The following is a 21,963-nucleotide window of genomic DNA, read 5'->3' as shown; positions in this document are numbered from 1 at the left end:
TTTAATATATCATAGCATAAGAAACTGCGAGCACATTTATATTTTGAGTGATTTCTATATAATAAAATATTGTATTAATTGTTACTGTTAGTGGGAAGAGTTTTTACCGTTAATGTGGATGAGTCCTTTTTCAATGTATTGGTTCAGCACATATTTTCTGAATATGAAAGAGAAAAAATTCCCGAGATAAAGATCATACTTCCCTGCAAAAGGGATGTAATAGCGCTGCTGAGTGCGTTCAAGAATTATAACGCTAAAAAATGCATAATTTTGCCAGAGATAGTTTCACTGGAAAACATTGATGAAGAGGATTTAATATTAAATCTTGATAGAGTTAAAGTTATCAATCCAACAAAGAGGACGCTGCTACTCATTCAATTCATATTGGAGTGGAATAGAAAAAATAATGATAATTTCCCCATTGATTTAGCTTATAGCCTGCCATCATTGCTTGATAAAATTCAATCTACCCAAACAACGGATTGTTATCAATTCGATGAACATTCAAAAAAAATAGAGAATTTCATAAGCTTACTCATTGAGAGTTGGAATAAAATTTTAAAAGATTTAGGAGTAGTAGATATATTAGAACATAAGAGTGATTACATAAACAATATGATAATCTCTTTACAAAAAGACCAACATATAATCTTTGTTGGAATTGGAAAGGATAAGTCGTTAATTAAGGCTATATATGACCTGCCGTTTGGAAAAATAATTTTTCCTAATCTGAATTTGAAAATTAAAGAGAAAGATTGGCAATCACTTGATAAAAAACATTATCAATATTGCCTGAAAGATCTACTCGATTATTTAAATGTAGATAGAAGAGATGTGAGTTTTCTGCCAGAAGCGTGTTCTCCAGTGCCCAGACACTGGGATCCAGAAAACTTAACTTTAAATGAGCGCACCAGGTGGCTGTATAATGAAAACTGGATCCCAGTGTCAAGCACTGGGATGACAGAAGAAAGGGCTGGGATAACAGGAAGTCCTGAGGAATATCTAGATTACATTTTTGATACAACTGCCAATCTAAGCAAAGTTAGTAATGGACATATTGGCAATATTGAAGTTATCACTTGTGATTCCAGAGAGGAAGAAGCACAAGTGACATCATTAATTATAGAGAATGAAGGTTATGAAAACGTTTCTTTGGTTGTCTTTGATAAATTACTTGCAGCTCGTATAGCATGTTTATCAAGGCAACACAGTGCCATACCGGAAAATTATCCTTATATAACACTCCTACTTTATAGTATCGAAGTTTTGACCTCAAATTGGAGCAGTGTGTCATTACTTTCGCTCCTTAAACATAGGCTAGTGACTTTTGGTTACACTCAAGAAGAGTACACTCGGATTTTATCTGAATTTGAAATAGAGATATTACGCAACTTTAGTACAAATGGCCTTAAAGATATTATAGATGCTATTAATACCTATAAAAAGCTAAAACATAAAGAGGATATATTGCTTATTATCAATAGGTTAGAGGCTATACTTAATCTTTTACTTAACTCTATAAATTGCCCTATTTCTGATGTGGTGGCAACTCATTTGCAGTGTATTAATGTGCTATCTGGTATAAATTTTTCAGAGCTAAATAGTGAAATAGGTAATTTCACCTGTAATTTCTTGAATGCATGTGAGGGTATAGAAATTAAGTGCTCCTTAGAGTTATATAGCCAAATTCTGACCTTATTTTTAGAGAAAGAGTTTTTCTCTGTAGCAAATGACTTGAATAAATTCAGCTTATATCACAACAAAGTTGTAATACTCGCTGGATTTAATGAAGCGCCAAGCTTTCAAAGTCCGCTTTTGAATGCACTTACGAGAGAAAAATTTAACCTTCCTTCTGCGCAAGAAGAGCAGGGGTATTTTTTTTATACTTTACACAATTTGTTTTGTGCAAGTAAGGTTTATATTACAAGATCGCTAAGCCATAGAAAACCAATTCTATTGCAGCGTTTGGAAATTCTGCTCAAGGAGGGGAAACAGCCGTATCGCGATTGGCTGAGGATATTAAATACGCCTGAATGTACTGTTCCATGTACTCAGCCTATGCCAAAACCTCAAACCGAAGTTAGAAAAGAAAAAATGCAGGTGATGTCTTGCAGTACAATAGAAAAGCTAATTCGTAATCCTTATTCATTTTACGTTGAATATATACTGGGCCTTAAACAATTAAGAGACTTGAATTTTAAGCCATCGATATTGGAATTTGGCACTATGGTGCACAACATTCTTGCAAGATATTTACGCAACAAAAAGTCGCCAATGAGCATTGCACGAAAAGCATTCTCGACTAGTCAGTTTAATTTTTCAAATATGTGGTGGGTAAGACTGCAAAGGATAATTCAATCTTTTGTCGAATTTGATGAAACTCGAAGCAATTATGTTGAGTTGGAAAAGAGTTTTACCTGTCCGATATTTCATATTCCAGCGCGTGACGCTGGAATCTATATTTCTTGTGATGATGTATCCCAGTATGAAACTGCTTGGATGACAAATAGAGATCTGATCCCACAAGAAATTTTACTGACAGCAAGATGTGATAGAGTTGAGTATCTACCAAGTGGGCAAGTAGCAATTATAGACTATAAACTTGGTTCACCACCTTCCAACGAAGAAGTGATGTCGGGGTTTTTTCCACAGTTAATTTTGCAAGCCTTAGCGGTAGAACATATAACAAAAAGAGAAGTTTCAGAACTTGCTTATTGGAAACTTGATTATGATAAAATAAAAGTTATTTCTATACAAAATTATAGATACAAAATGCAAGAATTAAAAAATGATCTGCCTGGTTTTTTATCTAATTATTTAAGTAATTCCACACCCTTTATTGCCTCTCCATATTTTGATAAATTCCTGAGATTTAATAGCTATAAACAGCTAGAAAGGGTAGGGGAGTGGTTGTAAATGGTGTCATCCGAGTAGCTTGACTACTTGGATTCAGGAAAAAGAATGGTGTCATGCAAGTAGCCTCCTTCTCCTGTCATCCCAGTGCCCCTATGCTGTCATCCCAGTGCCCCGACACTGGGATCCAGAAAAGTTTGCTTGCTTACAAGCAAACTAGCATAGAAAGTGGTTACAACATTTTCGATGAGATTATATGGAAAACTGGATCCCAGTGTCTGGGAACTGGGATGACAGCAGTCCTACGTCATACCGCGATTCATTCGCGGTATCTCTTAACATAGATCCCGCTAACAAGCAGCGGGATGACGGTTGTCAGGGTGTCATCCGAGTAGCCTCTTTTTTGTTATCCGAGTAGCCTCTTTTTTGTTATCCGAGTAGCCTCTTTTTTGTTATCCGAGTAGCCTCTTTTTTGTTATCCGAGTAGCCTCTTTTTTGTTATCCGAGTAGCCTCTTTTTTGTTATCCGAGTAGCCCCTTCTCCTGTCATCCCAGTGCTCTTTTTTTGTCATCCGAGTAGCCCCTTTTTTGTCATCCCAGTGCCCCGACACTGGGATCCAGAAAAGTTTGCTTGTAAGCAAGCAAACTAGCATAGAAAGTGGTTACAACATTTTCGATGAGATTATATGGAAAACTGGATCCCAGTGTCTGGGAACTGGGATGACAGCAGTCCTACGTCATACCGCGATTCATTCGCGGTATCTCTTAACATAGATCCCGCTAACAAGCAGCGGGATGACGGTTGTCAGGGTGTCATCCGAGTAGCCTCTTTCTTGTTATCCGAGTAGCCCTTTCTTGTATCTTGTCAAAAGCATCTAATGTTTTAAGCTTAAGCATTAGGTGGAGAAGGGAGGAACTCTGTGCTTCTTCTTAGATATAAAATCTGTAGAGGAGATAAGAATTCCCTTCTCAAAAGTATAGGCTGGACGGTATCGTAGAAAGACCTGAATGGTTCTAATTCTGTATTCACAAGACTAGCCTTACTTTTCATTTTTAATGGTAACGTATGGGGTTATATATGATCAACAACTTTTTGGGCATAGATATATCAAAAGATCGCTTTGATGTTTTTCTCTCATTTATAAGCAAAAAAGGAAAGCGTGAAACTAGAAAAAGAAGCTTTAAGAACGATGGTTTCAAAGTCTACTGAATTTTCTACACAAACATAATGTAGAAAAAGTAAAAACCTGCATGGAATCTACTGGTTGTTATAGCGAAGCACTGGCTGAATTTCTACACAATGCTGGACATTTTGTAAGTGTTGTAAATCCTTATTGCATAAAATCTTATGCAAGGAGTAAGCTGATACGACAAAAGAATGATCAGACCGATGCAGAAGTTATTGCTGATTATTGCCAAAGACAGGAACCTTCTAGTTGGACACCACCTTCTCCTGAAATGAAAAAATTAAAACATCTTTATCGTTGCTCAGTTGCGTTAAAAGATGAGTTAACATTAGTAAATAACCACTTAGAAAAAAAAGAGAGACTGCCTAAAGAAGTTGCAAATGCTTGGGAAGACCTTGCAATGAATATAGCTCAAAAAATAGAAACAATAAAAAACTCCGTACGTGAACTATTAAATCAACACAAAGAATTGTTGGAAAATTTTCAACTTCTATTGACTATTCCAGGCATAGGAGAAGAATCAGCAATAGCTATTTTAGCTGAAGTTTCTGATATAGAGGTTTTTAGAGATGCCAGGCAATTGGCAGCATATACAGGAGTTATACCACGAAATATGACGTCAGGTTCCTCTGTATATGCCAAACCCAGATTAAGTAAATCCGGTTCACAAACATTACGTAAGGCACTTTTCTTTCCTGCCATAGTAGCTAAGAATCACAATCCTATCATTATGAGCTTTTGCCAAAGATTAAAGGAAAAGGGTAAGCATAATATGGCCATCGTTGGTGCTGCAATGCGTAAGCTACTCCATATCATTTTCGGTATTCTGACATCCAAAAGTGCTTTTGATCCTAACCATATCAAAAACTACAGGGCTAGGAGGTTGACTGAAGGTTTAGTACTTTAAAATCAAAAATGCTTCCTATCTATCTTATGTAAAGTGGTATCTTACACAAATTTATTGAATGTTGTTGGTTAGTGGATATGTTGATAAGTAAATTTCATCTGTTTTGTGCGTATAAAACTAATTTACTTATCAACATATCCACTAACTATAATCTGTGTACTGTTACACAATTGGAAGTATTTTTTGATTTTATGATGCAACTTGGGAAATTTTATAATTTTTTTGTTGACTAACAAGACGGTATCTCCTGTCATCCCAGTGCTCTTTTTTTGTCATCCCAGTGCCCCGACACTGGGATCCAGAAAAGTTTGCTTGTAGGCAAGCAAACTAGCATAGAAAGTGGTTACAACATTTTCGATGAGATTATATGGAAAACTGGATCCCAGTGTCTGGGCACTGGGATGACAGCAGTCCTACGTCATACCGCGATTCATTCCTACGTCATACCGCGATTCATTCGCGGTATCTCTTAACATAGATCCCGCTAACAAGCAGCGGGATGACGGTTGTCAGGGTGTCATCCGAGTAGCCTCTTTCTTGTTATCCGAGTAGCCCCTTTTCCTGTCATCCCAGTGCTCTTTTTTTGTCATCCGAGTAGTCCCTTTTTTGTCATCCCAGTGCCCCGACACTGGGATCCAGAAAAGTTTGCTTGTAAGCAAGCAAACTAGCATAGAAAGTGGTTACAACATTTTCGATGAGATTATATGGAAAACTGGATCCCAGTGTCAAGCACTGGGATGACAAAAAAAGGAGCACTGGAATGACAGCAGTCCTACGTCATACCGCGATTCATTCGCGGTATCTCTTAACATAGATCCCGCTAACAAGCAGCGAGATGAAGATTGTCGTTTAGCTATAAATATTTAAGAAATTTACCAAACGAAAAAAAAGGCAAAAGAAGCCCCATGGTGGTTGGCTATTCACTATGTACTAAAATATCGGCGTTTTTTTTATTCTAAAACGCTTGATTAAGAGCGATTTAGCTGCTTTTAACTTGCAACTAACCTACACCGCAAGTGTTTAAGAAATTTACCAAGCAGGAAAAAAGGCAAAGAAACCCCAGGGTAGCTAGTATTCAAATTCTCCCTTGTCTATTTGACGTTTTTTGCTGTCTTAAACGCTTTATAAGCGCGTTTCGGCTTGTATAGGTAGAAACCTAAAGTTTTATAAAGACATGAGGTGCACATAGTGCAAAAAATTAAGCATGATTTACGCCAAATACATTAAGTTTTTTTGTCATTAATCCACTGTAGAGATTGCGAAGATAAATAAATAGCTTCAGTGTTATGATAAGGGGGCTGGCGGAGTTTGTCAAGTAAGTTTTTCGTTTCTATGTTGTCAGCTACTTGCATGACACCTCTGGGCACTGCCGTCATAAAGGAACCAGTGTTAGCTACTTGGATGACAACCATTGTATTTGAGGCAAAATTGACTATCACTTCTTTTTATAGAGCTTGCTCCAAATTCTATTGTTAGTTAATACAAAAAACACTGTTAAAATTATAAAATACGCCACTACTTTTAATCCAAGTTTATGCCGGCGCTCTAATTCTGGCTCTGCTGCCCATTGTAAAAAATTTATCACATCATACGCCATATTTTCAACTGTGGCTTGTCTTGCACCATCATATTCCACCATTCCTTCAGAAAGTGGTGGCGCCATAGCTAACCTGCCTGTTGAAAAGTAAGGGTTGAAGTATAAATCATTTTCATCGTGCTCGCCGTTTTGATAGCCTGTTAACAGTGAATAGACATAATTTGCACCATCATGCCTTGCTTTAATAATTAACGATAAGTCTGGTGGAACTGCACCATTATTGCTTGCTGCAGCTGCTTCTTTTGTATCAAAAGGTGCAATAAAATAATCCGAAGGTACTCCAGGTCTATCGAACATTTCACCCAAATCGTTCGGACCATCTTTAACTTGATAAGAAGCTGCAATCTGTTTTATATCTTCTTCAGAAAAACCAACATCTTGCAAATTACGAAATGCTATCCTATTCATTGAATGACAAGCAGCACAGACTTCTTTATACACTTTATAGCCTCGTTGAATTGACTCTCTATCGAAAGATCCGGTAATTCCATCAAATTTCCAGTCCATTTTTTTATTTGGTGATGGCTTGAATTCTTCTGCATACACAAAATTAGCAAAAAACAATATGCAAAGTATAGCTAACATACTTCTCATCAGCATTACTTCATCTCCGGCACAGAATCACTTAAGGTTTTTGGTGGTTCTTTTGGCTTTTCATATTTACTAAGCAGTGGTAAAATTATTACAAAATATGCAAAATAATAAAGAGTGGATAGCCTACTCATAGTGATGTAAGGCTCTTTCACCTCTTGTCCTCCAAGCCAGGCAAGAAGTGCAAAATTTATTGCGAAAACCCAAAAAAATTTTTTGAACACTGGGCGATAAGCACCACTTTTAACTTTTGATTTATCAAGCCAAGGTAACAAAAACCAAACTAAAATAGACGCAAACATGGTAAGCACACCAGTAAGTTTATCTGGAATTGAACGTAGCATTGCATAAAAAGGTAAAAAGTACCACTCTGGCACTATATGTACCGGAGTGACCATAGAATCAGCTTCTATATAATTGTCTGGATGTCCAAGATAATTAGGAGCATAGAAAACAAATGCAAACAAAACTACAAAAAACAGACCAAAAGTTATGCAATCCTTGACTATATAATAAGGATAGAGAGGAATGGTATCCTTATCTGATTTTACCTCCACTCCACTTGGGTTACCAGAGCCAAACCTATGCAGAGCTATCACATGAAGCATAGCTAAAGCAATAATAATGAAAGGCAGAAGATAATGCAGAGCAAAAAAACGGTTAAGTGTTGGATTATCAACGGAAAAACCACCCCACAACCATATAACTATTTTATTGCCAATTAAAGGTATAGCTGAAAATAAGTTGGTTATGACTGTTGCACCCCAGAAACTCATTTGTCCCCAAGGCAATACATATCCCATAAAGGCAGTTGCCATCATTGCAAAAAATATAAATATACCAACAAACCACACCATCTCTCGTGGCCTCTTGTAAGATCCGTAATATAATCCACGCATTATATGAACATAGACTACCATAAAGAAGAGCGATGCTCCAACAGCGTGAGTGTAGCGTATTAACCACCCGTAATTCACATCTCGCATTATGCGCTCTACACTATTAAACGCATAATCAACATGCGGAGTGTAGTGCATAGCAAGAAATATACCTGTTATTATTTGTAAAATTAGCGCTATACCAGCCAAAGAGCCAAAGTTCCAAGCATAATTTAAGTTTTTTGGCACTTGGTAAAAAGCAGTGTGTTTCAAAAAAGAAAATATAGGCAATCTATATTCTATCCACCCTAATATGCCTTTTTCTTCTTCTATCGTTGTTTTTTTTTTCTGCATAACTTAAAGCTTTCTCTACCTTTAACTCGTTTTATTGTAGCAACTTATCCTTTACACACAAATAAAAAGTTTAAAGCGATATTAATTACTACCTCTTCAGCAACCTATCACGTGCCGCATTTAATTTCTGTGCAAAATACTCTGAGCCTCCTTTATCTGGATGAACTAATTTCATTAAATTTTGATATGCTTTATTAATTTCATTTTGACTTGCCTCAGGATTCAGCCCCAGTATCTTTAATGCCTCATCTTTGGACATGTTATCACCAGTGTAATTTTCAGTATAACTTCTACTGCTATTAAATTCGTTCAAAAACTTACTCAATATAGAGTTCATCATGAAACTTATGTTATTTTTTTGTCAGGAAAAGAAAAAATACAACAACGCTAGGCAAAACAAATGTAACTACTATGAATACTAAAAAAAGAAAAAAGATGAATGACATGTATATTTTTTTATCATTTTATGATTAAATAGTAACAATTATAATTGTCATGGTAAATAACATGTTCATCCAGATTGAAGAAACACCAAATCCAAACACACTGAAATTTCTCCCTGGATTTGCAATTCTAAACGAAGGAGAAACGGCTGATTTTTCAAATGCAGATGAAATAAAAAACTCTAAGCTAGCAGCAAATCTTTTTCAAATAGAACATGTGGTAAGAGTGTTTTTTGGTCATGATTTTATTTCAGTAACAAAATTGGGTGGAATTAATTGGGATACATTAAAAGTAGAAATTTTAACTACAATCATGTATCACTTTACTTCAGGTGGAAGAGCACTAGATAAAGAAGGAGTAAATGATAATAATATACCGGATGAAGAATTTTTTGATAAAAATGATATAGAAATTGTAAATAGAATAAAAGAATTGATGGAAAGTTATATCAAACCTGCAGTTGCTCAAGATGGTGGCGATATCAAATTTCGTGGCTATAAAGACGGGATAGTCTATGTTGAGTTACAAGGAGCTTGCTCTGGATGCCCAAGTGCTGCAATTACTTTAAAGCAAGGAGTGCAGAATATGCTGAGCTACCACATACCAGAGGTTGCAGGTATAGAGACCACACTATGACTAATCAAACGGTTAGAGGAACAAAAGATCTCCTGTTTGATGAATGGTACAAGTTTAAACACATAGAGCAAACAACAAGCAGAATCTCAAGTCTATATGGCTTTTTGCCTGCTCAAACTCCGATATTTGAATATACGGAAGTTTTCACAAAGACTTTAGGTGATAGCTCAGACATCATCACTAAAGAGATGTACACCTTTAATGATAAAGGGGGAAAGAGCATAACTTTACGTCCTGAGTTCACTGCAGCGGTTGTTAGGCTATTAATTGAAAAAAAACTGCAAACGCCGATAAAATTATTTTCAACAGGGCCTGCATTTCGTTACGAAAGACCGCAAAAGGGAAGACAGAGGCAATTTCATCAGATAAATTTTGAGGTTTTTGGTGTAGAAGATTCAAAAGCCGATGTTGAATTGATATCACTCGCTCAGCACTTACTAACTGAATTTAGCATCAATAAAAATGTAAAGCTGGAAATCAACTCTTTAGGTGATAGTGAAACAATAACTAAGTATAGAGAAGCTTTGATCTTATACTTTACAAAGTATCAAAACGATCTATCAGAAGATAGCAAAAATAGGTTGATCAAAAATCCACTCAGAATACTGGATTCTAAGGATGAGAAAGATAGATTAATAATTTCTGATGCGCCTAAAATCAGTGATCACTATACAAAAGAATCTTCATATTTCTTTGACCAGGTGTTAAATGGACTGCAAGCTCTTGGCATACCTTACACTGTAAATAGCAAATTAGTTCGAGGTCTAGACTATTATTGTCACACAGTATTTGAATTTGTCACAGAAGATTTAGGTGCACAAGGGGCAGTTTTTGCCGGTGGGAGATACGATAATTTAGTATCTTCAGTAGGTGGAAAACACACTCCAGCGATAGGATTTGCAGGAGGTATTGAACGCATAATGGAGTTAATCAATTATTCTCCGAAAGAAGAGCGACCTATTTACCTAATTCCGATCGGCAGAGAGGCTGATGAACATGCTCTAACACTTGCGAATGAATTGCGCAGAAATGGTTTATATGTAGTCTACGAATATAGCGGAGCACTTAAAAACCGAATGAAAAAAGCAAATCAAGCAAATGCTAAAGCTGCTTTAATCTTTGGCGATGAAGAATTGAGTAGTAAAACTTTAAAGATCAAAAACATGGATACAGGTGAAGAAAAAATAATTGCTCGCGATAACACAATAGAAAACATCAATTAAGAGCAATGCAAATGTTTTTCTTAGTCAGCTATAGAAGAAAATTCGTCTGCACAAGAATTTTTCATAGCATTCAATGTATCATAATCTGTAAAATCTAATTTTACTGGTGTGATAGTAATAAATCCTTCTTTTATTTTATTTACACTACCACTGCCTGAGTGCTCTCGAGACCAATTTAAGCTAAAAAAGCCATTCGAATTTTCAGTAAAAGTTAAATCCCCATCAATGTTATATTCACCTTGTTCAGCAAATTCTACTCCTTTTACTTTTTCCGTAGCAGGAAAATTTACACTCATCACTATGTTTTTAGGCCAACCAACCTTAACTAGCTTGGCAATAACCTTTGGTGCAAAAACCTTTGTATTGTGCCAGTCTATTTTATCATGATAAACTTGGCTCAGCGCAATAGAAGGTATAGACCTTGCAGCACCTTCCATTACAGCACCAATTGTTCCTGAATAACAAATATCGTCCCCGACATTTGATCCAATATTTACTCCGGACAATATTAAGTCTGGTTTTTTATTCATAACTTTATTTAGCGCAATAATGACACAATCTGCAGGAGTACCAGACACACTAAATTCCCTTTCACTATGTTGGTTTATTCCAATAGATTGTTTCACTGGATAATCAAGAGATCTTGCAGCCCCGCTTCTATCAGTATCTGGTGCCACTATCCATATTTCTGACGCAAAATTCCGTGCAATCTCTTTGAGTAATTTTATTCCTTCACTTCCAAAGCCATCATCGTTTGTTATCAATATTATCATATACAATACTCAGCTATACAGTTCCAAATTATGTAAATCACTGGCTGTAAATAAACTCATGAGGCTTTAAGTTTCTTTGCATAACTATGAACTGTAACAAAGAACCTGCTGTAAATCAATAGATTTCTTGCACAGGCTATAACTGTCATTACAATAGAAACGAAAAAACCTACTTGACAAACTCCGCCAGCCCCCTTATCATGGTACTGAAGGTATTCAGTTATCTTCATCTGTGCAGATTAAACAGCAAGAAAACAACGTAGTTGGCATCTTATTTTTAATTTTTTGCACTATGTGCACCTTATGTCTTCACAATATTTCTAGGTTTTTACCTATATAAGCTGAAACGCGCTTATAAGTCGTTTAAGACAGTATAGTACGCCAATTTGCAGGATTAGAGAGTGAACACTAATTACCACGGGGTTTCTTTTGCCTTTTTTTCTGCTTAGTAAATTTCTTAAACATTTATGACTAAAGGTTAGTTGCATTAAAAAGCAGCTGAGTCGCGGTTATTAAACGTTTAAAACATAAAAAAACGCCAATACTGAAAATAGACAATGACTAGGGCTTCTTTTGCCTTTTTTTTTGTTTGGTAAATTTCTTAAATATTTATGGCTAAACGACAACCGTCATCCCGCTACGTGTTAGCGGGATCTCTTGTTAGCGGCTGAGATACCGCGAATGAATCGCGGTATGACGGTTAAGTAGGGTGTCATTCCAGTCTGGGATCCAGTCTTTATTATGCAGCCACTTGGTTAAAATTAAGTTTTCTGGATCCCAGTGTCTGGGCACTGGGATGACAAGAAAGAGGCTACTCGGATGACACCCTGACACCCGTCATCCCGCCACGTGTTAGCGGGATCTAGAGATACCGCGGCGGTATGACGGTGTAGATAGTAATTCGTCATCCCGCTGCTTGTTAGCGGGATCTCTTGTTAGCGGCTGAGATACCGCGAATGAATCGCGGTATGACATGTTGCTTGGATCAGCTATAGTATTTCTTAAAATTAATAATAAATTTCTTGGCTAGCAAGAAGCTGTAAATTTTTTTGCGAGACCTAAGCCGCTTTTGATATAGCTAAAGGTTTACTGACAATCGTCTCATTCCACTACCTGCTGACTTACTTTCTGCTTAGCATATCCATCAAATCAGATTCTTTGAGTTTACTATGGTCAACTTTACTGAACTTATTTACCACAGAGCTCATTTGATTATACTGCTTAATCAGAAGATTAACTTCAGTTACACTTGTTCCGGACCCCTTAGAAATTCTAAGTCTTCTTTTGCCATTTAAAATATCTGGATTTTGCCTTTCTTTTTCGGTCATTGAGTTTATGATGGCTATATATTTTTTCACTTTATTGTCATCTGGCACACTGCTACTTAGCTTTTTTGTGAATGAACTAGGGATGAATTTCATTATGTTGCTAATGCCATCCATTTTACTCAGAGTTTTTAACATTCCCACTAGGTCGTTTAGGTCGAATTTACCCTTTTTTACTTTCTTTTGTAACTTATCAATTTCTTCCTGACCAACAATCTCAGCAGCTTTTTCAACCAATGAGACAACATCACCCATGCTAAGTATCCTTTTTGCAATTCTATCGGGATAAAAATCATCGAGGTCACTTAATTTTTCACCACAAGCAATAAATTTAATTGGACAATCGGTGATCATTTTCATAGAAAGAGCAGCACCACCACGTGCATCACCATCAACGCGGGTGAGAATAATGCCGGTTACACCTATTACCTCATTGAATGATTTGGCAATGTTGACCGCATCCTGGCCTATCATTGCGTCGGCTACTAAAATAACTTCTGCAGGTGAAGCTATTTCCTTTACGGCTTTCAACTCATTCATCATATTATTGTCAATATGAAGCCTGCCTGCGGTGTCTAGTATTAATACATCATAATTATCGTTCTTTGCTGCTGCCAGTGCCCTTTTTGTAATTGCAATAGGCCTCTCATTTATTACTGTAGGTAAAGTTTGTACGTCTATCTGTTTACCCAGCACCTCAAGTTGTTTTTGGGCAGCCGGCCTATAAATGTCTAAAGAGGCAAGCATCACTTTTTTCTTTTGCTTTTTTAGCTTTAAAGCAAGCTTTCCTGAGGTAGTTGTTTTACCTGCACCTTGTAAGCCCACCATCATAATCACAGCAGGGGGTTTAACTGCTAGATTTAAGTCACTTTTCTCTGATCCGAGAACTGCAACTAAATTATCCTGCACAATTTTAATTATCATTTGTGCTGGAGAAACACTTTTTATGACTTTTTCCCCAATCACTTTATCTTTAATGTCGTTGATGAATTTTTTTGCAACTTCAAGTGAAACGTCAGCTTCAATTAAGGCTATGCGTATTTCACGCATGGCAAGATTAAAATCATCTTCAGAAATGATCGACTTTCCTCTTAGTTTACTAAATACAGAATTTAAACTTTCAGTTAACGATTTAAACATAATAGCGTTAGTAGAATACTCATTAAAAAGAGAGAAGAAGCTGAAACAAAACTCACTGAGTTATAACCCAGCACTTCTTTAAGTTTAGTAATATTATTAAAGTATAAACTAGTAAGTGAATTAGTCAAGTTTTGCACTACGCTGGCAAATATTTCTCTAGTTTTAGAGACTAACTGATTGAACAGCAAGACAATATAGGGTATGAAAGCTCTAAAAGTCCAATCAACATCCATTTTAAAATTTATTCTCGGGTAAAATAACTTGCGTAAAGGAATAAACAATAAAGTGGTACATAATAACAAATTAAATTGCGACAAAATATTTTTTGTGTTGTACACAAAATCGAAAATCGAAGATTTATTGTAAATAGGTAAGTAAGGATTGCCAGTGATTACGCATATAAATGCTAAAATGATCATAGTCATTTTGCTCCCCCTCTCTGCTAAAGGTTTTGACTTACTTTTTGCAATAAATAAGTAATAAAGAAACTTTAGCCCCACGCTTAAATGAAGCAGCAAATTTAGAACCTTATATAAATTTTTATACCCTTTTAAGGCAACAGTGTTCATTTCAATTTCAGCTGTGATATATGATTTACTGATAAATCCAGCGGTTCCAGGAAATGCAGCCATTGTAAGTATTGCGATTATAGCACACATGCCTTCCACTGACATCAGTTTACCTACTCCATTAAAACTAATTGTTTTTGTTCGTGAAATAATCGAATTGCTGACCACAAACAATAATGATTGATAAACAAGAGAGAAGATTATATGCAGTATCAAAATTGGTATTGCCTTTTCCGAAGGGCTGAGTAAACCTCCTGCAATAATCAGCAAGCCCATTTGTCCTACAATATTATAGCATAAAAATCTACGAATATTTTGCTCAAGAGAAGCAAATATAATGCTGTAAATTGCAGTTATGGCGCCTACAAGCGCTAATATTTCAGTACAATCTTGCCATAGGTTATAAGTGTGTAAAAGCATCACTAAAAAAGAGACTTTAGTGGTAAATAAAGAGAGATATGTAGTGCCATGTAGCGATGCAGCAGGATATGCATCAACAACCCAAAACGAAAAAGGGAAACAAGCGCAGTTTATCAATAAACCTAAAATTATCAGGTTAGTACTTTGCAGTGCCAATCCTGCTGTTAATATAACTCCAACGAAAAAGTGTACACAAGCGTACCTTATTGCAGGTCCACTATCTCTACAGCCAGCTGCGATAGTAAAAAATGCACTGACGGTCATTAATTCACAGAATATTATAACCAATATCATATGTTCAGATAAAACTGCATAAAGTGAACTAATAGTGTAAGCAGCAAAAGATAGCATCTCTGAAAAAGTCAAATTTTGTGCTGGTAGAACAGCTAAAAATGCAACTGATAAAAAAGATATTAGTATGATACGAAAAGATAAATCAAAATCTAGAATTGGGAGAGACCAATTTACTGCAATGCTCAAATTTTCAGGTAATTTTAGGACTATAACTATTAATATAGTCAGTAGGAGTAACAGTGACGATTTACAAAGTTGCACAATAATTTAAACCAATATGGTTTATGCTATCTCAATATATGAATAAAATCAATTTGCATATTAACCACTAATTAAACTAATTATCATATAATTATATCAGAGTTTAGAGGGTTATAGAGAAACCGGTCAGATTAGGTTTTTAATCTAATCTGACCGATAGCTTTAATAGTGAGGTAAGCTTTAATATAGCATTCTTAATTCACAATGCTACACTCGTGCATAATTTATTTTTAATTTGTGCACGAGCGTTAGTAAATTATTTACTTTTTGAAATAAAATTTGGCATCACTTTAATATCCAGACTTAGTAAACCTCAGTTGGGCTTCCAGTTGGACCCATAAGAATTACTTGTTCACCTTCTTTAAAACATTTACATAAATTAGTGGAACCGCCAGTTTCAAGCACAATAGTGGAAATAATTCCTTTTTTTTTGTCTACTTCAGTGCCGGTTACGGCTATACCTTCCATAGCAAGGTTTGTATTATTGGCTTTTCTGCTATTGGTTTCAAAATTTTGCAACCTAAAGAATTGTCCAGGTTTAAAATTCTTTGCCGCAAGTGGTGCTTTGATCACTATTTCCACAACTTTGTCTGTTAAATATTGAACTTTTATAACCTTTGCAGTGAATTGCTCTTTGATTTTATTGAAAAATTCTTTGTTAGCCAGATCTTCAACGCTTGACCACGCATTTTTTTTCTGGATCTCAGTGTCAGCTACTTGGATGACATCTTTTTTGGTGAAAGTTACTCTTACATTACAACATTCATACAATTGTGCATATGACTCCGAGATTCTAGCTGGAGTGACAGAAACGAAGCTATTAACTCTATTCAAAAGCTGGGAAATAATAGGGTAGCCGTTCTTAGCACTTGCCATAGCTTTCACGACGCTGCCGCTATACGAAGGATGAAGATCACCAAAAAAGCTAATTGTTTTATTGCCTTGCTTATATACTAATATTCTGTCTTTATTCTGCATCTTAGGAGAAAATATTGGATCTATTTCTTTTCCTGATGAATTCAAATGAGTAAAATACCCATTGCTTAATTTAAAATGCTTTTTATCTTCTGTTGCAATAACTGTATTTGGCTCAGTACCTGCTGCTATAAAAATAGAACGTGCTTTCATGCATTTGATTTCGCCGGATTTTGTGTCTATTAGTTTTATTGATTCAGCATGATTATATTTATCCGTCACAACTTCAACTGGCTCTAAGTTTTCAATAAAGTAAATCCCTTCTGACAGTGCATTTTGCACCTCTTCGCTATTTAATCGATAACTTGGCGAATCTTTTAGCTCTTTTCTATATACAACTTTCACTCCCCCCAAACTCTGCATTAACTCTAATATTTTTATTTCTCTACTCTCTTTTTTTGCTAACTTTTGCTTTTCTCGGATCAATTGTGCGTGCGATATAAACTCATTCGCAATTTCGCGCTCTTCCTCTGTCCAATCTTTTTCAACATAGTCTTTTCCATATTTACCAACCAATACCTCGTAACGAAGAAGAAATTTTTCTACTTGAATTGGATAATACGCTAAAGCTTCAGTAGCAGTGTCAATTGCAGTAAGCCCAGCCCCTATTACAACTATCGGCATACGAACTTGCAGATTTGCTATAGAATCAAATTTAAGAGCGCCAGTCAGTTGTAACGACATAAGAAAGTCAGATGCCATACGCACTCCACGAGCTAGCATATTCTTTATTTTTATCATTCGAGGCTTACCTGAGCCAAGCGCCAAGGCGATGTGATCAAAACCTAGATTGAAGCTATCTTTCACGGTAATTGTGCCACCAAAACGAATGCCGCCATAAATTGCAAAATTTTCACGTCTTTCTAGTAATAACCTGATAATTTTTAAGTAATTTTTATCCCACCTAGAAGTAATGCCATATTCTGCCACTCCACCAAACCCACCTGCCGTGCGTTCACTCAATTTTTCGTGTTCAAAATCTTTAATTAGCTGGAAATTATCGATTAAAGGTTCAATCTTTAGTCCATCAATGGCGATAACGTTATGCCCATCATTCAACAAATGATGAGCTAAATTAAAACCAGCAGGACCAAGGCCTACAACTAGAACGTTTTTTCCGGTGTTTTCTCTTGGCAATGAACGCTGAAAATTTAAAGGATTCCAACGGCTGAGCAGAGAATATATTTCAAATCCGTACGGTAAACTAAGCACATCATCCAAAATCCTTGTTTCAATCATTGGCACATTCACGGGTTCTTGTTTCTGATATATGCACGAGTTCATGCAGTCATTGCATATTCTGTGCCCAGTAGCCGCACATAATGGGTTATCTATCATCACAATTGCAAGGCTTGCTATGCTGTAACCTTCGCTTTTCACCAGATTCATTTCTGATATTTTCTGTTCTAGTGGACAGCCATGCAGCTCAACTTTTAGTGGGGACTGTTTAAAAGTATTGTCGTTATTAATTAGCCCCTTTGAGCAGCTGTCCTTATTTTGCTTATGACAGAATATGCAGTAGTGAGCGTTATCTAATGCTTTGTTCAAACTCACCTTTTTGCTTGTTAGATCAAAACCATATCGTCTTTTTACTTCATTTGAATACAGCACTTCAACTTTGTCTACTTCTTTTTTAGAAAATGGTATGAGATTTTCATGGTCAATTTTCCTATGGATACTAAAGAGTATACTCCGTTTATTTTTTACTCTCCACACTGCATATTGTGCCGCAAGTTCTATTTCTTCTTTGTGATTTTCTTTATCTTCAAACCAATGCATCACCTGCTCGGCAAAATTTTTTTCTGTTGTTGGCAAAGTGAGAAAATGACTTAGTTTGTTAGTAATATCTATATTCGCCACATTAATGTATTTCTTCAATGCGTAGCGTTGGACAAATAACCTTTTGCATTTATATATCACAGCAAAGTCATTGTGTTTTTTCTTTAGCTCTTCTATTTCTTTTTCAATGTTGAAAAGTTTTGCAATAAACTCGTCAAATAAATATGAGAGGTCTATTATTAACTGGCTATCACCAATCTGATTTTTCCTTGCTTCAATTAATGAACAAAACAAGCTTTCATCACATGATTTAATATAATTCAAAAATGTCTCATCCAATTTTATTAATCCACTGCGAGTATATAAATTTGAAAATGAGATATTAAGCTGCATTATACAGTATGCACACTGTCTTTTGTATATTACGTATTTTGTAGCATAGCTAAAATCGTTGCTTCTGCAACCTTTTCTTCACCAACACACGCAATACACTCAAATTTACATGCACTTAAACGTGCGTTTTTAACATTAGCTTGCAGAATCAGTGTATCCCCTGGAGTGACTGGCTTTCTGAATTTTGCATTTTCAATAGACATAAAGTAAATAGCTTTGTTTTCTATTGTACCTTGACTTTCTTTACCAAGAACACATATAGCAGATGCTTGAGCTAGCGATTCAATTATCAAGACTCCTGGCATTATTGGATGACCAGGGAAATGACCAATAAAAAATGGCTCATTAAAAGTCACATTTTTGATTGCTTTTATACTTTTACCAGGATCACACTCTATAACCCTATCTACTAAGAGAAACGGATAAGAATGTGGTAGTATTTTTATAATATCACTGATATTAAATTGCATAAGCCTACTCAATGCCTTTTAAAGCAAATTCAGGTATTTCCTTGTTTATATTGTTTAATACCATATCCGATAAATCAACTTCATCCATAGAGTATAAAACTTGTTTCTTTTTTGAAATAAATAGTACTAAATCTATGTTGTTTTTTTCTGCCGTTTTTTTAGCAACTTCTTTTATCTTGTTAAAAACACTCTCTACTGCATCTCTATAACTTTCTTCTAAATACAACATTTTTTCAGCGTAAGCATCTCTAGCATTTACAGTATGCTTATTAAACTGTTCTGTCTTTTCCTTTTTTGCTTCTTCTGACAAAAGTTCAAATTCTTCTTTTGATGGCTTAAGTTTTTTTAACTCACTTTCAAATTCTTGTTGTAATCTAGAATTCTGTTCCTTTATTTGTTGTTGTATGTTTCGCAGAGCAAGAGATTCATTGATAACTTTATCACTATCAATAATGGCAGCCTTTGTGTTCTGAGGTTGATATCCTGCAAACTTATACCCCACAAATAAGGAAATAATTAAGGCAATAACTGATATAAATAACTGTATATATTTCATTCAAATCCCCGCTTCAATAGAAAATTTAACATTTGGTGATGGTATTATATCATAAGATTCCTTTACTAAAGGAAACCCAAAATCTAATCTAAGTCTACCAAAAGGAGAAGGCATTGAAAAGCCAAAACCTGGTGACACTCTTATAAGCTTACTATCATTATATGGATCTTTATATTTCTCATTTTTATCATCTAAGCCAAAAAGTGTTGCATAGTCAACAAATAATGAGCCTTTGATACCAGCATAGTCATATAGTTTTGGTAGTGGAAAATCTACTTGCTGTGTTAAATTAAAATAAGTTTTGCCTCCCAATGAGCTTTTATTTTTGTCTTCTGCTCTTGGTCCAATGCCGGAAAGGTCAAACCCTCTAATCTCATTACCCCCTTTAAAAAAGTGCTGGCCAATGTTTAGATCTTCATCGGTATAAGAAAAAATATGACCTGCTGCCATCTTAAAGCGTAGTATTATGCTATCGTCAATTTTACTTAATATAGGATGCGTGTAAAAAGACAAGAACTCAGATTTTAGGAAGTTTACATTCCCTCCCAATCCTGAAATATCCTGACTTAAGCGCAGTAAATACCCTTCTTTTGGAGTATAGAGGTTATCCAGTTTATTATACGCTAATGTGTATCCTACTGATGAAATCTGATGTTCACCTTCTTGCCCCTTTATTATATCAGAGATGTCATTGTCTTTTCCATCCTTATTATCCATATGTATACGGTTATACTTGTAAGAGTAGCGAATGGAATTAGTTAAGTTTTCTATAACTTTGTATGATAATTTTGTTGAAAATCCCATGTCACAACTGTCGAAGCTAGTGTGTGGTTTATCTTGTTTTTCATAAAATACGCCCACACCTAGTGATGTATCAGAATCGTTAAAATTATTTTCAACAACCTCTACATTAGTAGAAAGTGAATATTGATTTTTCTCAAGAGCAAAAGAGAGCTCTTTACCACTACCAAATAAATTACGATCTGTGAAATCAGTTTTTACAAATGCTCCACCAGGAAAGGACATACCTCCTGCTAAAGATAATGAAGCAGTTCTTTTTTCTTTAACATTTAAGTCAAGATTTACTGCATTGTCATTAACTGCGTAACTATTTACTTTCACTGTTTCAAAAAAATCACTACTAATTAGTTTTTTACGTGATTTTTGAATCTCAGATATATTGTATGCATCACCTTCTGCTACACTTAGCTTACTTCTGATCACTTTATCTAAAGTGCGATCGTTACCATCAATTGTAATTTGATTTATATAAATCTTTTTACCCGGCAGCACTCTGTAGGTCACATCTACAACATTGTCACGTTGTGCATACTCTGGATTAACTTTTGCAAATATATATCCTTTCTCATTTAAATACTTGTTTATTTTTTCTACTGTATTATTAATTTTAACTCTATTAAATATCTTATCGTTTTCCTCTGTTATAAAGTCCAATATTTCTTCTTTTAGGCTTAAATACTGAATTTCAGTTTCAATATTAACCTCATTATTTCCAAACAAATATTGCTGTCCTTCGTCAATCAAAAAAGTCAATTCTATCTGATTGTTATTATCAATCTCAACAATCGGTTGAATATTATTTTGAATATATCCCTTAGACGAATAAAAACGATCGAGCAATTCTGTGTTAATCAATAAATATTGTGGTGAATAATGAGTTCCGCCCTTAAACATGGCTCTAAATAACTTACTAAATATGTCATTACTATGCACTTTAATAGCTTGCTCTAGCTCGTTTTCAGAAAAGTTTTTGTTACCTATAAATCTTATATCCTTAATTTTAGAGGTTTTACCTTCTTTTATTTTAAAAATTAGATTGACCCTATTACTATCAAGCTTATTCAGCTCATATGCAACGTTAACACCAACCTTACCGTTATTTCTATAAGTAGTGATTAAATTCATTAAATCGTTTTGCAATTTTGTTTCAGTGAAAATAGTTAGCGATTTTGATTGAATTACATTATTTAGCAGCTCTTTGCTGTTAAATAATTTATTACCCTTTAATATTATCTTGTTAATTAGTGGATTTTCTTGAATTTTTACTACTAAATTTTTTTTATCATCGATATAAGCGTTAACACTAGCAAACAACTTTGTTTTATATAAACCTTTTATAATCGAATCTATATCATCGTCGTCTACATAGCTACCAGGTTCTAACTTTATATAAAACCCTATTGTTTGATTGCTTACTCGCTCATTGCCAATGCATTTGATATCTTTTATCTGTACTTTTTCCTTATTTTCTAAAGCAACAAGTAGAGCGGGAAAGGAGATAAAAATTACTATTAGTATGTAAAATAGCTTTTTCATAT

The 21,963-nt window shown here is 35.2% G+C and carries 18 protein-coding genes and 1 pseudogene; 8 read left to right on the top strand and 11 right to left on the bottom strand.

Annotated features, from left to right (window positions below):
- Positions 1-90: 90 nt before the first annotated feature.
- From ABWU23_RS05210 to ABWU23_RS05185, 6 genes and pseudogenes are all read left to right on the top strand, one after another.
- Positions 91-2,916 (top strand): WPE palindromic element domain-containing protein, encoded by a 2,826-nt coding sequence (locus tag ABWU23_RS05210; RefSeq protein ID WP_353270898.1) that lies wholly within the window; start codon positions 91-93, stop codon positions 2,914-2,916.
- A gap of 53 nt (positions 2,917-2,969) precedes the next feature.
- The gene (locus tag ABWU23_RS05205; RefSeq protein ID WP_353270897.1) at positions 2,970-3,197 is read left to right on the top strand and encodes a hypothetical protein; all 228 of its coding nucleotides are present in this window, start codon (positions 2,970-2,972) and stop codon (positions 3,195-3,197) included.
- Positions 3,198-3,440: 243 nt separating this feature from the next.
- The gene (locus ABWU23_RS05200; protein WP_264732356.1) at positions 3,441-3,626 is read left to right on the top strand and encodes a hypothetical protein; all 186 of its coding nucleotides are present in this window, start codon (positions 3,441-3,443) and stop codon (positions 3,624-3,626) included.
- 304 nt (positions 3,627-3,930) lie between these two features.
- Positions 3,931-4,946: pseudogene (locus tag ABWU23_RS05195) on the top strand (IS110 family transposase).
- A gap of 269 nt (positions 4,947-5,215) precedes the next feature.
- Positions 5,216-5,419 (top strand): hypothetical protein, encoded by a 204-nt coding sequence (locus ABWU23_RS05190; protein ID WP_353270876.1) that lies wholly within the window; start codon positions 5,216-5,218, stop codon positions 5,417-5,419.
- Positions 5,420-5,552: 133 nt separating this feature from the next.
- Entirely contained in the window at positions 5,553-5,687 is a 135-nt protein-coding gene (locus tag ABWU23_RS05185; protein WP_265017381.1) for a hypothetical protein, read from the top strand.
- 694 nt (positions 5,688-6,381) lie between these two features.
- Here the strand turns inward: ABWU23_RS05185 and ABWU23_RS05180 are convergent.
- The 3 genes from ABWU23_RS05180 to ABWU23_RS05170 all read right to left on the bottom strand — a co-directional run bounded on the left by ABWU23_RS05180 (position 6,382) and on the right by ABWU23_RS05170 (position 8,706).
- Positions 6,382-7,143, bottom strand: coding sequence for a cytochrome c1 (locus ABWU23_RS05180; RefSeq protein ID WP_406833358.1), 762 nt, complete (start codon positions 7,141-7,143; stop codon positions 6,382-6,384).
- Positions 7,143-8,366 (bottom strand): cytochrome b, encoded by a 1,224-nt coding sequence (locus tag ABWU23_RS05175; RefSeq protein WP_353270896.1) that lies wholly within the window; start codon positions 8,364-8,366, stop codon positions 7,143-7,145. The genes ABWU23_RS05180 and ABWU23_RS05175 overlap by 1 nt, the downstream gene beginning before the upstream one ends.
- 88 nt (positions 8,367-8,454) lie before the next feature.
- On the bottom strand, positions 8,455-8,706 hold the full coding sequence (locus ABWU23_RS05170; RefSeq protein ID WP_264329184.1) for a DnaJ domain-containing protein: 252 nt from the start codon (positions 8,704-8,706) through the stop codon (positions 8,455-8,457).
- A gap of 167 nt (positions 8,707-8,873) precedes the next feature.
- On the opposite strand from ABWU23_RS05170, the gene ABWU23_RS05165 reads away from it, so the two are divergent.
- Together ABWU23_RS05165 and hisS are read left to right on the top strand one after the other, a co-directional pair.
- Positions 8,874-9,446 (top strand): NifU family protein, encoded by a 573-nt coding sequence (locus ABWU23_RS05165; RefSeq protein ID WP_353270895.1) that lies wholly within the window; start codon positions 8,874-8,876, stop codon positions 9,444-9,446.
- Complete coding sequence (gene hisS, locus ABWU23_RS05160; protein ID WP_253309703.1) at positions 9,443-10,669, top strand: histidine--tRNA ligase; 1,227 nt, start codon at positions 9,443-9,445, stop codon at positions 10,667-10,669. Before ABWU23_RS05165 ends, hisS begins: the two co-directional genes overlap by 4 nt.
- Positions 10,670-10,689: 20 nt before the next feature.
- On the opposite strand, the gene surE is transcribed toward hisS, so the two are convergent.
- The 8 genes from surE to bamA form a co-directional block, all read right to left on the bottom strand.
- Complete coding sequence (surE, locus tag ABWU23_RS05155; RefSeq protein ID WP_253309702.1) at positions 10,690-11,442, bottom strand: 5'/3'-nucleotidase SurE; 753 nt, start codon at positions 11,440-11,442, stop codon at positions 10,690-10,692.
- Positions 11,443-11,498: 56 nt separating this feature from the next.
- The gene (locus ABWU23_RS05150; protein WP_353270894.1) at positions 11,499-11,672 is read right to left on the bottom strand and encodes a hypothetical protein; all 174 of its coding nucleotides are present in this window, start codon (positions 11,670-11,672) and stop codon (positions 11,499-11,501) included.
- Positions 11,673-12,563: 891 nt separating this feature from the next.
- The gene (gene ffh, locus ABWU23_RS05140; protein ID WP_353270893.1) at positions 12,564-13,907 is read right to left on the bottom strand and encodes a signal recognition particle protein; all 1,344 of its coding nucleotides are present in this window, start codon (positions 13,905-13,907) and stop codon (positions 12,564-12,566) included.
- Positions 13,892-15,451 carry a proton-conducting transporter membrane subunit gene (locus ABWU23_RS05135; RefSeq protein ID WP_265016690.1) on the bottom strand — a complete coding sequence of 520 codons (1,560 nt, stop codon included), beginning with the start codon at positions 15,449-15,451 and terminating at the stop codon, positions 13,892-13,894. The genes ffh and ABWU23_RS05135 overlap by 16 nt, the downstream gene beginning before the upstream one ends.
- A gap of 303 nt (positions 15,452-15,754) precedes the next feature.
- Positions 15,755-18,598 (bottom strand): FAD-dependent oxidoreductase, encoded by a 2,844-nt coding sequence (locus tag ABWU23_RS05130; RefSeq protein ID WP_265017471.1) that lies wholly within the window; start codon positions 18,596-18,598, stop codon positions 15,755-15,757.
- Positions 18,599-18,627: 29 nt separating this feature from the next.
- Positions 18,628-19,068, bottom strand: coding sequence for a 3-hydroxyacyl-ACP dehydratase FabZ (gene fabZ, locus ABWU23_RS05125; RefSeq protein ID WP_253309601.1), 441 nt, complete (start codon positions 19,066-19,068; stop codon positions 18,628-18,630).
- Between the two features lie 4 nt (positions 19,069-19,072).
- Positions 19,073-19,624 (bottom strand): OmpH family outer membrane protein, encoded by a 552-nt coding sequence (locus tag ABWU23_RS05120; protein ID WP_353270892.1) that lies wholly within the window; start codon positions 19,622-19,624, stop codon positions 19,073-19,075.
- Complete coding sequence (gene bamA / locus ABWU23_RS05115; RefSeq protein WP_353270891.1) at positions 19,625-21,961, bottom strand: outer membrane protein assembly factor BamA; 2,337 nt, start codon at positions 21,959-21,961, stop codon at positions 19,625-19,627.
- Between the last annotated feature and the right edge of the window lie 2 nt (positions 21,962-21,963).

The organism is Wolbachia endosymbiont (group A) of Hedychridium roseum (assembly GCF_964028325.1).
Classification (GTDB): Bacteria; Pseudomonadota; Alphaproteobacteria; order Rickettsiales; family Anaplasmataceae; genus Wolbachia.
The sequence above is the reverse complement of the archived record's forward strand: the minus strand, read 5'-3'. Positions and strand labels throughout refer to the sequence as shown.